The following is a 12,302-nucleotide window of genomic DNA, read 5'->3' as shown; positions in this document are numbered from 1 at the left end:
CTCAGACGCGTCATCCATGACGCGCATGCTTTTCGTCCGCCTGCCCGTTATCCGCTTATTACCTGTACTGCAGATTACTTTTCAGCAGACAGATAATTATCGTTTCTTCTTCTTCCGCCCTGCCTGGGCAAAACGCTGGCGGTTGCTATCGCTGCTGCTCTCTTTCTTCTTCTGCTGTTTATCTGAACCCGGATAAACCGGCGGAGCAACTTTAATTTTGTTATCACGCTTCTGCGGTTTTGCAGCCGGCTTTTTGACTTTTTTATCTTCAGAGGAAGATTTCTCAATCGCATCAAAGAGTTCAACCAGCTCGTCATCCGTTAAATCACGCCATTCCCCCACCGGGATCCCGGTCAGGCTGATATTCATGATGCGGACACGCTCGAGTTTCGTCACTTCATAACCGAAATGCTCACACATGCGGCGGATCTGACGGTTCAGCCCCTGAATCAGCGTGATGCGGAAAACAAACGGCGCTTCCTGCTTCACTTTACATTTTTTGGTAACGGTACCGAGGATCGGCACACCTGCACCCATACCACGGATAAAATCATCGGTGATTGGTTTATTTACCGTCACCACATACTCTTTCTGGTGATCGTTACCGGCACGCAGAATTTTGTTTACCAGATCGCCGTGGTTAGTCAGGAAAATCAATCCCTGTGAATCTTTATCCAGGCGGCCGATAGGGAAGATACGGGTACTGTGATTGACGAAATCGACAATATTATCTTTCTCGCCTTCATCGGTGGTGCTGACGATACCCACCGGTTTATTGAGGGCAATCAGCACCAGATCATCCTGCTCCCGCGCCTCAATCAGTTGTCCGTTGACTTTAACCACATCACCCGGCATTACCTGTGAGCCGATAGCCGCACGTTTGCCGTTGATCAGGACCAATCCCTGCTCAATATAGCGGTCCGCATCCCGGCGGGAGCAGATACCGCTTTCGCTGATGTATTTATTAAGACGCACAGATGAACCCGTTTCCATATCTTCCCCCCTGAAAAGCGCGCAATATACACCAATTATCGTGTGATATCACCACCACTGATAAAAATGGTGAACCGGGCCATGTCCGTGCCCCACTTCCAGGCTGTCTGCCGCCGCCAGCGCCCCGTGCAGATACTGTTTTGCCGCCTCCGTGGTTTCCGCCCAGTCCGCACACTGAGGCCGCAGTGCCGCCATTGCCGCAGACAATGTACAGCCGGTGCCATGGCTGTTTTTGGTCGGAATACGGGTTGAGGTAAAGCGGTGGCGGCCATCCGGCAGAAACAGCCAGTCAGGGCTTTCGGCGTTATCCAGATGTCCGCCCTTCAGCAATACGGCGTTTGCCCCGGCGGCCATCAGTGCCTCGCCCTGCCGCAGCATCATTTTTTCATCTGTGGCGACGGACGTTTTCAGCAATGCCGCCGCTTCGGGAAGATTGGGGGTAATAACCGAAACGTGAGGTAATAATTCAGAGATCAGTAAATCAACCGCTTCGGCTTTCAGCAGCGGATCGCCGCTTTTCGCCAGCATGACTGTATCCAGTACCACGTACGGCACAGGATACTGACGCAGTTTCTCAGCCACGGTGCGGATCACGCCGCCGTCAGACAACATACCAATCTTGGCGCTGTCAATTCTGACATCCGTCAGTACCGCATCCAGTTGTGCTGCGACAAATTCCGGCGGAACAGAATGAACAGAATTTACGCCACAGGTATTTTGTGCCACCAGCGCTGTTATTACCGTGGTGCCGTAAACGCCCAGTGCAGAAAAGGTTTTTAAATCTGCCTGGATACCCGCGCCGCCGCTCGGATCCGTTCCTGCAATGGTTAATGCGTTGATTCTCACCTGATATCTCCTGTTTTGCTGTACCACTCTGTATAGTGAATTATACGCATCCGGTGACAGGAAACCACCGCATAACAGGCAATAAAAAACCCCATGCCCGCAAGGGCACAGGGTCTGAATTTGCGTCAGTGATATACACTCGTCGTTAAAACGGCTATCAGGCTGTCGCGTTGACCACGCTGGTAAAACCAACTATCAGGGGCAATTTTATTGCCGGAGATAATTATGCTTTAGTGACGTTGGCAGCAGCAGGGCCTTTAGGACCATCCTGCACTTCAAATTCAACTTGTTGGCCTTCAGCAAGTGTTTTGAAACCATCGGTCATGATTGCAGAGAAGTGAACGAACACGTCTTTGCTGCCATCAGCTGGAGTGATGAAACCAAAACCTTTTGATTCGTTAAACCACTTAACGGTGCCTTTAAGTTTAGCCATTGATAAAATTCCTATCCTACAAATTTGCCGATAACCGGCGTATACAAACTAGTCGTTACTGCTTAAAAAACAGAAGCGTACCTCGTTTACCCATTTGAGTTATCACATAGGACAGGTCGGAAATCAAGCGATTTTTTCAGCGGGAAGATCTGGTGCACATATTTAGAAATATTAATAACATGTTCAGGTAAATTTATACGGAAAATTGATAACCGCTTGTGTTTAAACATATAAAAAAATTACAACTTTGTTCCTTTCCTGCAAGAACGATAAGCTGCCTTACTTCATTATTTCCGGACTAAGAATCTGCCTGGTTCCGGTAGCCGTTGATATTTTGTTTAGATTTAAGCCGGATTAGCAGTATAAAAATAATATGAAATCTATGTTACTATAATTGTTGTCTACTAATTAGCATCATTTGTTATGAGCAAAATAATCGTTTTAGGATAAATGATTATTGTCACACCAGGAGTCATTCATGAAGCTTTCTTTAAGCACAATCAGCGCCCTGACGCTCACCTCTCTGCTGATGGCCGCACAGCCCGCAGCAGCACAGGAACAGGACACACACCAAAGTGACAGCGTCACAAATGATACTGCAGCTTCAGAAGGACTGTGGGGAACGTTTAAACGCAACGTTACCAACGTCTGGCAATCAGACCAGTATGATTTATATGTCCCGTTCTGGACATGGCATAACCGCCTGACCTACGACAAAGAAAAAACTGATAAATACAATGAAAAGCCGTGGGGTGCCGGGTTCGGCAAGTCCTACTATGATGAGGATAATGACTGGCACAGCCTGTACGCCATGGCATTTAAGGATTCACACAATAAATGGGAGCCGATTGTCGGTTACGGATTCCAGAAGATGTGGATGCCGCACGGGCAGGATGGTTTCAAAGCCGGTGTCGGCTTTACCATTGGCGTGACGGCGCGGGATGACTATCACTATATCCCGATCCCGGTACCGCTGCCGCTGGCGTCGGTGGAATATAACCGCCTCGCGATTCAGGCCACTTATATTCCGGGCACTTACAATAACGGTAACGTCCTGTTTATGTGGGCCCGCTGGCAGTTTTAAGCCTTTTTAAACATAAAAAACCGGGGATTTTTCCCCGGTTTTTTATTGCCTGACATTATGCTTTCGCTGCACGGCGGCGTTCATAATAGCGGTATGTCAGCCACAGGAAGCCAATCCAGAAAGGCAGCAGGATCACTGAAATCCGCAGACCATCCATCAGGGCAATCAGTACCAGGATAAAGGCCAGGAACACGAGACAGATATAGTTGCCCCACGGATACCACAGTGCCTTAAAGAACGGCTCCACACCCTCTTTCATCTTCGCCTGACGGAATTTCAGGTTGGAGATACAGATCATGATCCAGTTAATCACCAGTGTGGTAACCACCAGCGACATCAGCAGCGAGAACGCTTCTTTCGGCAGCAGATAGTTGATCAGGATCCCCACTGAGGTGACCAGACCGGACAGAATAATCGAGTTCACCGGTACACCACGCGGACTGATGCGTTTCAGGAATGCCGGCGCATTACCCTGACGTGCCAGGCTGTAGAGCATGCGGCTGTTGCTGTAAACACCACTGTTGTAAACAGAGAGAGCGGCAGTCAGTACCACCACGTTCAGCACATGAGCAATCCACAGATTGATATTGCCCTGCACAGAATCCGCAGCACCAAAGGCATGGCCGATTTCACGGAAGATCAGCACAAACGGACTGACGTTCTCGACAATTTTTGTCCACGGATAGAGAGAAAGGATAACGGTAATGGAACCGATATAGAAAATCAGGATACGGTAAACCACCTGATTGATAGCTTTCGGAATGCTGTAACGCGGGTTTTCCGCTTCCGCTGCCGCCAGACCAACCAGTTCGAGTCCGCCGAAAGAGAACATAATGATCGCCATTGCGAAAATCAGTCCGCCCCAGCCGTGCGGCATAAATCCGCCAAACTCCCAGAGGTTACTGACAGACGCCTGCGGGCCGCCGTTACCGCTGATCAGCAGATAAGCACCAAAGGCAATCATGCCGAGAATGGCCACCACTTTGATCATGGCAAACCAGAATTCAGTTTCCCCGTAAACCTTAACGTTTACCAGGTTTACCAGGTTTATCAGCACGAAAAAGATCGCCGCAGAGACCCAGGTCGGGACATCCCACCAGAATTTAATATACTCGCCGACTGCCGTCAGTTCCGCCATGCCCACCAGAACAAACATTGCCCAGTAGTTCCAGCCGGATAAAAAGCCGGCAAAACCACACCAGTATTTATGGGCAAAGTGACTGAATGACCCCGTAACCGGCTCTTCCGCCACCATCTCACCAAGCTGGCGCATGATCAGAAACGCGATAAACCCGGCGACTGCATAACCGAGCAGGACAGAAGGCCCTGCCATCTGAATCGTTGTGGCTGTTCCCAGAAACAGCCCCGTACCCACAGCACCACCCAATGCGATAAGCTGTATGTGTCTGTTTTTTAATCCGCGCTTGAGCGTCTGCTCCTGCTGTACTTCTGACATTAGATCCTCTGTAACGGCTATATTATTATTCTGCGTCGTGCATCACTGCATCCTGAAAAGTTTAAGCCCGTTATTAAAACATCATTTTGCTGCCTTGAATACCGTTAGCAACAAGATAATCAGAGGGAAAAGGCAAAACTCAGCCCTTGTCTGACGGAATAAATTTCGTAATTTCACAGATTCCCAGCATAAAATCCTCACGCTGATCACAGTACTTATCGAGCGCCGCAATATAAAAAAATACACCGGCAACAATCAGCAGCAGGATAATTATGATTTTTTTCATGTTTCGCCTATTTTCATCTGAATTATACCCGTTTAAAAGATTTCGTTACATTCCGGTATCGTCACATACTTTAGCGGAATGAGTGTGCTGTTTCACCAAAAAAATTCATTTCATCAGCAGGAAGCGCATAAACAGATAACACCCTGTTTTGTCATAATGAAATAAACTTGTATACTTGGAAAACCCTGAAACTGAGCCGAAATCATCAATGCCGCAAGATAATCATGTCGCACTTGTGTGCGCACTTAGTAAATGGATAGAAAACCACACAGGTCGTGTTATCCACCTCGAAGAACTGGCTGCCTATTCCGGGTACTCGCTCTGGCATATGCAGAAGATCTTCAAAGAAGTTGCCGGGATCTCGCTCGGCAAATACATCCGTCAGCGCCGTCTGGCCGGTGCGGTTAACGCCCTGCGCCGGAGTGAACAGACTATCTTTGATATCGCCCTTGATTTCGGTTTCGGGTCGCAATCTCATTTCACCTATATGTTCCGCAAAGAATATAACATCACCCCTTACGACTACCGCCAGAACCCGGATATCACTCTGGATATCAAAGAGCCGTGGCATTTCAGTCATGACTGTAACTAAGGCAACTTAAACAATTAATAACAAAACTATATTTAGCCATATGATTTTAGCTATCTTATTCAGCATTCAGATTGGCAGGACAAATCCCTGTCACAGCACAACATACGGTGTATCCGGCTGTTTTTGATGAATAACGGCAATCTTATCGCGCAACAGGCGGTTTTATTGACATCCCCCCGAAATGGCGGCATAACATTTTAACTGTCTGTTATTTTGTTGCCGCTGTTTTCAGGAGCCTGCATGTCCGTAAAACTTATCGCCATTGACCTCGATGGCACCCTGCTTAACTCTCACCATCAGATTACCCCCGCTGTCAGTGCTGCTGTCACCCGCGCAAAAGAGAAAGGTCTGCATGTTATCCTGACGTCCGGCCGCCCGTTTAACGGCATTCTGCCCTACCTCCGGGAGCTTGGGCTGGATAAAGCAAATCATTATTGCATCAGTAACAACGGTGCGGTGATCCATGATGCCGAAACCGGCGAGCCCGTAATTGAAACGCTGATGGATTTTGAGGATTACCGCTATTTTGAGGCGCTGGCCCGGGATATTAACGTGCATTTTCATGTGCTGAGTAACGGTGAAATGTTCACAACAAACCGTGACATCAGCCACTACACCCTGATGGATGCGTACCTGACACAAACACAGCTGCACTATCGTCCGCTGGCGGAAATGGACAGCGAAATGCAGTTCAGCAAATTTATGATGATTGATAACCCGCTGCGCCTGAATGAAGCTGCCGGTTATATCCCGCAGGTCTCCTTTGACAGCTATAATATTCTGCGGACAGCGCCGCATTTTGTGGAGATTTCGGCCAAAAACGCCACGAAGGGACAGGCTGTTGCGCTAATCACCGAAAAACTGGGGCTGACGCCGGACAAAGTCATGTGTATCGGCGATCAGAACAATGATATTTCCATGCTGGAGTACGCCGGAGTGGGTGTCGCAATGAGCAACGCCGCCGACCACATTAAGCAAAAGTCCGGATATGTGACAACCTCAAATGATGAAGATGGCGTCGCGGCAGCCATAGAAAAGTTTGTGTGACCGGGATTATATTTTTTCAAATTCCCCTAATTAGTGAATTTGTTCCGTTTACTCTTCTGAGTCTTTTAATCAACCTGCATTTTGTTACTATTTTAACGGTTTCATTTAAAAAATAACTAAATCACAGTATTTAATTTTAACATGTACAGGTTGTTTTATGTTTTCAACAAAATACATGCTCGTTCTCGGGATGATGGTTTTTGCGCTTTTCCTGGGTGCGGGCAACATAATTTTTCCTCCGATGGCGGGTTATCACTCGGGAACTGACTGGTTCAGTGCCTCCCTCGGATTTATCGTCACCGGCGTCGTTCTGCCGTTTCTTACCCTGATTACTGTTGCGGTCAAAGGCCGTGGTGAGCGGCTTTCTGTCGATCTGCCGCGCTGGGTTTCTGTGACATTCTGGGTGGCGCTCTATCTGATCCTCGGCTCAACATTCGCCATGCCGCGTGTCACCAACACCGCATATGAGCTGGGTTTTCTGCCGCTCGGTTTCGTTGAGAAAAGCACCGCCAGCCATCTGATTTTTGCCTTTGTGTTTAACTTCGTTTCTATGTTTTTTATGCTTAAACAGGGAACGATGATCAGTGCCATCGGTAAATTTATGACCCCGGCCCTGCTGTTCCTGCTGGTTGCCGTGGGGATCGCCGTGGTGCGCACCCCGCTCTCCCCGATTAATGAACCGATCAATCAGTATGTGGATTTTGCGTTCTTCTCCGGTATTGTCGATGGTTATCAGACCATGGATGTGCTGTCCGCAATGGCGTTCGGCGGTATTGTTGCCCGCGCGCTGGCATCACGCGGGATAACCTCACCGCAGGACGTGGTGGTTATCACTATCAAAGCCGGGCTGATTGCGGTCGGCCTGCTGGCTGCACTCTACATCTGTCTGTTCTACCTGGGTGCGACCAGTGATGCGGTTTCACAGACCGCCACCAACGGCGGACAGATTTTCTCCCGCTATGTCGATGCCCTTTACGGCGCGCTCGGTACCTGGCTGATGTGCGGTATCGTGCTGCTCGCCAGTATGACCACCTTTGTCGGCGTAACCAGTGCCTGTGCGGATTTCTTCGCGACATTCAACCCGCGTCTGGACTACCGTTTCTGGGTGGTGGTATCCACACTGCTGACCACCATTGTCTCCACCTTCGGCCTTGATACACTGCTGCGCGTCACCATTCCGGTGCTGCTGCTGATCTACCCGACCACCGTTGCACTGGTGTTCCTGCAGTTTGCCCGCCGCAAAATGCGTAATCCGCGTTTTACCTACGGCTTTACTGTCGCGGTGCTGGTGGTGATGAGTGCGTTCGACACCCTGAATAACATCGGTCTGCTCAGTGAAAATGTGCTGGCAGTGTTACACCGGATGCCGCTGTTTAAGGAAGGGATCGGCTGGTTACTGCCGGGCGTGATTGCCTTTATCATCTCATTTGTTGCCGGCAATATGAGACCGGCAAAACCACAGCCGGATGCGGCCGCGTAAACACAAAAGCCCGGTTATCTGACCGGGCTTTTTTATTCCTGCCGCTGATACGTTGTCAGTTATATTTCTTCAGCAATGCTTTCACCAGTGCCAGGGTTTCCGCATCCGCTTCCCCGTTCACCTTGTGAGAGCGGAAATGCATCTGGAACGCTTTAATCACATTGCGGGTTTTCCCGTCAGCCTTACCGGTCAGCGGAATCTCATAGCCGTATTTTTTCAGTGCCTGCTGTAATTCACCGACACTGATTTTATCCGACGGATGCCGGTTACCGAGAAAACGTTTCACATCAGAAGCATCCGGCCAGGCGCCGACCCCGCGTTTTGCCAGATATTCCCACGGGAACATCGGGCCCGGGTCCAGTTTGCGCTGCGGCGCGATATCACTGTGCCCCACCACATTCTGCGGGGCAATGTTATGCCGCGCTATCACATCCTGTGCCAGTTTTACAATCAGGTCTATCTGTGCAGTCTGATACGGCACCCAGCGCTGCCCGACAGACATTTTCACTGTGCCCGGATTGACAATTTCCACGCCGATCGAGCTTTTATTCAGGCTGCTTTCCCCGCGCCAGTGACTTTTCCCCGCATGCCAGGCTTCATTGCCCTCCGGCACCAACTGCAATACCACCGGTTTACCGTCACGTACCGCAGGGATTGTCGGCACCAGATACTGAACACTCACCCCGCCGGCAGTCAGCACACGCAGCGATGCCTCATCATTCAGTGCGGTATAATGGAAAACCAGATAATTATTCGGTTTGGATAGCCACGGCTCTTTGATACTTCGCTGATCAACAATATACTCACCGCGATCAATATACTGGCTCTGATTACTGCATCCTGTCAGTATCAGCGCACACACCAGACACACACTACGCCACATCTTTCTTTGTCCTGTACAATGTTATCCGGCACAATGCCGGTACAGCCCCTTTCCCGGAAATATCACGACCGCATTATTCACAACGGACATAATATCACGGCCGTGTATTATGACGACTTCACTGCGGCAGTGCTATGCTCTGAAAGCGAATCATCATGATGTTTTTCAGCTTTTTATTCACACGGAGAATAAAATGGATATTTACACCTACCCGAAGTCGCGCTCAATCCGCGCCACCTGGATGGCAGAAGAGCTGGGTCTTGATTATCAGTGTCACTTTACCGATGTGATGTCTGCTGAAAAGCAGGTCCCCGGGAAAAACCAGAAAGTCCCGGCACTGTCTGATAACGGTCTGGTTATTTTTGAATCCTCCGCTATCTGCATTTATCTGGCACAAACCTACGGCAATGGCCGCTTTTACCCGCAGGATCCGAAAAAACAGGCCATCGTAAATCAGTGGCTTGCCTATATTATTTCGGAGCTGGAAGGTCCGCTCTGGATCATACTGAGACACGCCGTGGTTCTGCCTGAAGCTATGCGGCAGCCGGGGGCAATTGAACCGGCAAAAGCGGATTTTCTGCGGGCAATTAAGGTGATTGAGCAGGAGATCAGCGGAAAAACATGGCTGTGCAATGATGATTTTTCTGTGGCAGATATCTTCTTATTTCATATCTCACGCTGGGCAATGATGCTGGGCTTTGTATTGTCAGAGGATTTGGTGCATTACACCGGCGAGCTGGAAAAGCGCCCGGCGCTGCAACGTGCCCGTCAGCGGGAACAACAGGCGGCTGAAAACGCACGATAAAAAATACCCGCCGCAGCGGGTATTCAATAAGTCAGTTATGACTGAGTGAGTTTTTCTCTTATGTCATACTGTTCTGACGCTGCTTTCAGCCCGGCAAGATCTGCCGAACAAATCAGCGGTTTCAGGGCATCAAACTTCGCCTGCGGCCAGTCATAAAGAGACAGCGCCAGCAATTCGCGGATGGTACTTTCATCAAACCGGCTGCGGATAAAGGCAGCCGGATTACCGCCAACGATAGCATAGGGTGGGACATCGCGGACAACCACACTGTTCGCGGCAATCACCGCGCCCTCCCCGATAGTCACACCGGGCATAATCATGGCCCGCATGCCTATCCAGGCACCATCACCAATCCGGGTATCCCCTTTACCGGTATAAGCCTCATCAATCATATCCGGAAACGGATAGAGGCTGAACCAGTCATGGCGGTGTGTATGATTGCCGCCCATCAGGATCACGGCTTCTGCTCCGATACAGACATAATCCCCGATATACAGCTCATCCACTTTCCAGCTGAGCTGCCAGTCGCGGCTGATTTCATCGCCCTGTAAATAACGGACAACAGAGGCTTCAAAGCCATTATCCCAGCAATCGCTGTAATAACTGTGCGTACCTTTAATATGAATATTCGGGTTTGTGACGGTTTCATGCAGCCGTTCGCAAACGGACCAATGCTTTTGTTTCATGGTAAATCTCATTATTTAATGGATAGTTACCACAGAACGCTATTCTGTGGTGATGCACTCGCGTTCAAAGCACATCACGCCGGGTTATCCTCGCCCGTTTCAGCCGGGGATTGTCCATTATTCTCTCCCATACAGAAAAACACCCGCAAACGCGGGTGTCATCATCAGTTAACCTTTTGTTCGACCAGCGGTTCCGGTACTTCTTCCCAGATGCCGTCTTCGACCTGTTTACGGATTTCAGGATAAAGGTTGATATCAAACTGCGGTAATTTCCCCGTTTTGCGCTGTTGGTTATAATCTTTCGCCAGCTTAAATGCAACGCCGGATAACAACAGAATAGCAATCAGGTTAGTCACCGCCATCAGCCCCATCGAGAAATCCGCCATTTTCCAGACCAGCGGCATTTCTGACAGTGCCCCGAACATCACCATTCCCAGCGCCGCCAGACGCAGCACAAACAACCCTTTGGTGTGTTTATGCTCGAGAAACACCATATTGCTCTCCGCATAAGCGTAATTGGCAATAATGGAGGTAAAGGCGAAGAAGAAGATAGCTACCGCCACAAAGGTGGATCCCCAACTGCCGACAACCGAGCTCAGCGCCAGCTGTGTGATCTCAATACCGTTGATATCGCCCGGCGGATTATCCAGTACACCTGAGGAGAGAATAATCATCGCGGTGGCACTGCAGATAACCAGTGTGTCCATAAAGACCCCCAGCATCTGCACATATCCCTGAGAAACCGGATGCGGCGGGAACGGTGCGGCAGATGCGGCTGCATTCGGTGCGGAGCCCATACCGGCCTCATTCGAGAACAGACCGCGCTGCACGCCGTTAATCATGGCCTGCGCCACACCGTAACCGACAGCACCGGACACGGCTTCCTGTAAGCCAAAGGCACTTTTTATTATCAGCATAAAGACATCCGGCAGACGCTCGGCGTAATGCCCCATTACCCAGAAAGCAAGGATAAGATACGCAACCGCCATCACCGGTACCACCAGCTCTGCCACACGGGCAATCGAGCGCAGACCGCCGAAAATAATCACGCCGCAGATAACCACCAGCAGGGCACCGACATAACCGGCATCCGCACCAAAGGCCATTTTGGACGCCTGGGCAATCGAGTTAGCCTGAACCGCGTTAAAGACCAGCCCGAACGCGATGATCAGGAAGACAGAAAACAACACGCCCATCCAGCGGGCTTTCAGTCCGCGTTCCATATAATATGCCGGTCCGCCGCGATAATTTCCCTGGTCGTCCCGTGTTTTATAAAGCTGTGCGAGTGTGCTTTCGATAAAGGATGTTGCCATCCCGATCAGGGCGACCACCCACATCCAGAAGATAGCACCGGGGCCACCGGCAGTCAGGGCGATAGCCACCCCGGTCAGGTTTCCGGTACCGACCCGCGCGGCCAGGCTTGTACAAAGCGCCTGGAACGGCGAGATGCCGGATTTATCCGATTTCTTACTGTGCTTTAGCACGCTGAACATGTGTCCGAAGTGACGGAATTGGATAAATCCGGTACGAAATGTGAAGTACAGTCCGATACCCAGTAATAAATAGATGAGCAGGTGGTTCCAGAGCAGTCCGTTTAATGTATTAATTATATCGGTCAAAGTTATACCTCTTATATTGCTGTGCTGATTTGCGGCGAATAAGCCCCTTAACGAATGACAGGTAGTATCCGTGTTGTCATATCTGACAGTGA

At 49.9% G+C, this 12,302-nt stretch carries 13 protein-coding genes; 5 read left to right on the top strand and 8 right to left on the bottom strand.

The genetic code is table 11. The features are described 5' to 3' along the window. Positions 1–96: 96 nt before the first annotated feature. From rluF to cspE, 3 genes are all read right to left on the bottom strand, one after another. The gene (gene rluF, locus JL661_RS07325) at positions 97–993 is read right to left on the bottom strand and encodes a 23S rRNA pseudouridine(2604) synthase RluF (RefSeq protein WP_024473323.1); all 897 of its coding nucleotides are present in this window, start codon (positions 991–993) and stop codon (positions 97–99) included. A gap of 48 nt (positions 994–1,041) precedes the next feature. After that, positions 1,042–1,839 (bottom strand): bifunctional hydroxymethylpyrimidine kinase/phosphomethylpyrimidine kinase, encoded by a 798-nt coding sequence (thiD, locus tag JL661_RS07320; RefSeq protein WP_062771486.1) that lies wholly within the window; start codon positions 1,837–1,839, stop codon positions 1,042–1,044. 223 nt (positions 1,840–2,062) lie between these two features. Further along, positions 2,063–2,272: a transcription antiterminator/RNA stability regulator CspE gene (cspE, locus tag JL661_RS07315; RefSeq protein WP_004239901.1), complete on the bottom strand. Its 210-nt coding sequence runs from the start codon at positions 2,270–2,272 to the stop codon at positions 2,063–2,065. 478 nt (positions 2,273–2,750) lie between these two features. Between cspE and pagP the strand changes: the two genes are divergently transcribed. Then, positions 2,751–3,356 carry a lipid IV(A) palmitoyltransferase PagP gene (gene pagP, locus JL661_RS07310; RefSeq protein ID WP_004235223.1) on the top strand — a complete coding sequence of 202 codons (606 nt, stop codon included), beginning with the start codon at positions 2,751–2,753 and terminating at the stop codon, positions 3,354–3,356. A gap of 55 nt (positions 3,357–3,411) precedes the next feature. On the opposite strand, the gene JL661_RS07305 is transcribed toward pagP, so the two are convergent. Further along, complete coding sequence (locus JL661_RS07305) at positions 3,412–4,812, bottom strand: amino acid permease (protein WP_004235222.1); 1,401 nt, start codon at positions 4,810–4,812, stop codon at positions 3,412–3,414. A gap of 139 nt (positions 4,813–4,951) precedes the next feature. Next, a complete protein-coding gene (gene mgrB / locus JL661_RS07300; protein ID WP_025154858.1) occupies positions 4,952–5,098 on the bottom strand; it encodes a PhoP/PhoQ regulatory lipoprotein MgrB in 147 nt (48 codons plus the stop codon). A gap of 208 nt (positions 5,099–5,306) precedes the next feature. Between mgrB and JL661_RS07295 the strand changes: the two genes are divergently transcribed. The 3 genes from JL661_RS07295 (at position 5,307) to brnQ (ending at position 8,217) form a co-directional block, all read left to right on the top strand. After that, positions 5,307–5,690, top strand: coding sequence for a helix-turn-helix domain-containing protein (locus JL661_RS07295; protein WP_015422774.1), 384 nt, complete (start codon positions 5,307–5,309; stop codon positions 5,688–5,690). A 240-nt stretch (positions 5,691–5,930) separates the two neighbouring features. Beyond that, positions 5,931–6,737, top strand: coding sequence for a sugar-phosphatase (gene yidA, locus JL661_RS07290; protein WP_032098396.1), 807 nt, complete (start codon positions 5,931–5,933; stop codon positions 6,735–6,737). A 157-nt stretch (positions 6,738–6,894) separates the two neighbouring features. Then, positions 6,895–8,217, top strand: coding sequence for a branched-chain amino acid transport system II carrier protein (gene brnQ, locus JL661_RS07285; RefSeq protein ID WP_062771484.1), 1,323 nt, complete (start codon positions 6,895–6,897; stop codon positions 8,215–8,217). A gap of 55 nt (positions 8,218–8,272) precedes the next feature. On the opposite strand, the gene JL661_RS07280 is transcribed toward brnQ, so the two are convergent. Next, the gene (locus JL661_RS07280) at positions 8,273–9,100 is read right to left on the bottom strand and encodes an N-acetylmuramoyl-L-alanine amidase (protein ID WP_004235209.1); all 828 of its coding nucleotides are present in this window, start codon (positions 9,098–9,100) and stop codon (positions 8,273–8,275) included. A gap of 193 nt (positions 9,101–9,293) precedes the next feature. On the opposite strand from JL661_RS07280, the gene JL661_RS07275 reads away from it, so the two are divergent. Further along, positions 9,294–9,905, top strand: a complete 612-nt coding sequence (locus tag JL661_RS07275; protein ID WP_004239895.1) for a glutathione S-transferase family protein — start codon at positions 9,294–9,296, stop codon at positions 9,903–9,905. Positions 9,906–9,940: 35 nt separating this feature from the next. Here the strand turns inward: JL661_RS07275 and JL661_RS07270 are convergent, their stop codons facing one another. Together JL661_RS07270 and JL661_RS07265 are read right to left on the bottom strand one after the other, a co-directional pair. Then, entirely contained in the window at positions 9,941–10,591 is a 651-nt protein-coding gene (locus tag JL661_RS07270; protein WP_004235203.1) for a CatB-related O-acetyltransferase, read from the bottom strand. Positions 10,592–10,755: 164 nt separating this feature from the next. After that, positions 10,756–12,210, bottom strand: coding sequence for an alanine/glycine:cation symporter family protein (locus JL661_RS07265; RefSeq protein WP_004235201.1), 1,455 nt, complete (start codon positions 12,208–12,210; stop codon positions 10,756–10,758). Positions 12,211–12,302: the final 92 nt, after the last annotated feature.

Origin of the sequence: Morganella morganii (genome assembly GCF_019243775.1) — a bacterium.
In the GTDB taxonomy this organism is placed as follows: Bacteria; Pseudomonadota; Gammaproteobacteria; order Enterobacterales; family Enterobacteriaceae; genus Morganella; species Morganella morganii.
This window is presented reverse-complemented; position numbering and strand designations above follow the sequence as displayed.

Coding starts and splice junctions, on each gene's coding strand:
- rluF (WP_024473323.1), bottom strand. CDS start 993: ATGGAAACGGGTTCATCTGTGCGTCTTAATAAATACATCAGCGAAAGC.
- cspE (WP_004239901.1), bottom strand. CDS start 2,272: ATGGCTAAACTTAAAGGCACCGTTAAGTGGTTTAACGAATCAAAAGGT.
- pagP (WP_004235223.1), top strand. CDS start 2,751: ATGAAGCTTTCTTTAAGCACAATCAGCGCCCTGACGCTCACCTCTCTG.
- JL661_RS07305 (WP_004235222.1), bottom strand. CDS start 4,812: ATGTCAGAAGTACAGCAGGAGCAGACGCTCAAGCGCGGATTAAAAAAC.
- mgrB (WP_025154858.1), bottom strand. CDS start 5,098: ATGAAAAAAATCATAATTATCCTGCTGCTGATTGTTGCCGGTGTATTT.
- JL661_RS07295 (WP_015422774.1), top strand. CDS start 5,307: ATGCCGCAAGATAATCATGTCGCACTTGTGTGCGCACTTAGTAAATGG.
- yidA (WP_032098396.1), top strand. CDS start 5,931: ATGTCCGTAAAACTTATCGCCATTGACCTCGATGGCACCCTGCTTAAC.
- brnQ (WP_062771484.1), top strand. CDS start 6,895: ATGTTTTCAACAAAATACATGCTCGTTCTCGGGATGATGGTTTTTGCG.
- JL661_RS07280 (WP_004235209.1), bottom strand. CDS start 9,100: ATGTGGCGTAGTGTGTGTCTGGTGTGTGCGCTGATACTGACAGGATGC.
- JL661_RS07275 (WP_004239895.1), top strand. CDS start 9,294: ATGGATATTTACACCTACCCGAAGTCGCGCTCAATCCGCGCCACCTGG.
- JL661_RS07270 (WP_004235203.1), bottom strand. CDS start 10,591: ATGAAACAAAAGCATTGGTCCGTTTGCGAACGGCTGCATGAAACCGTC.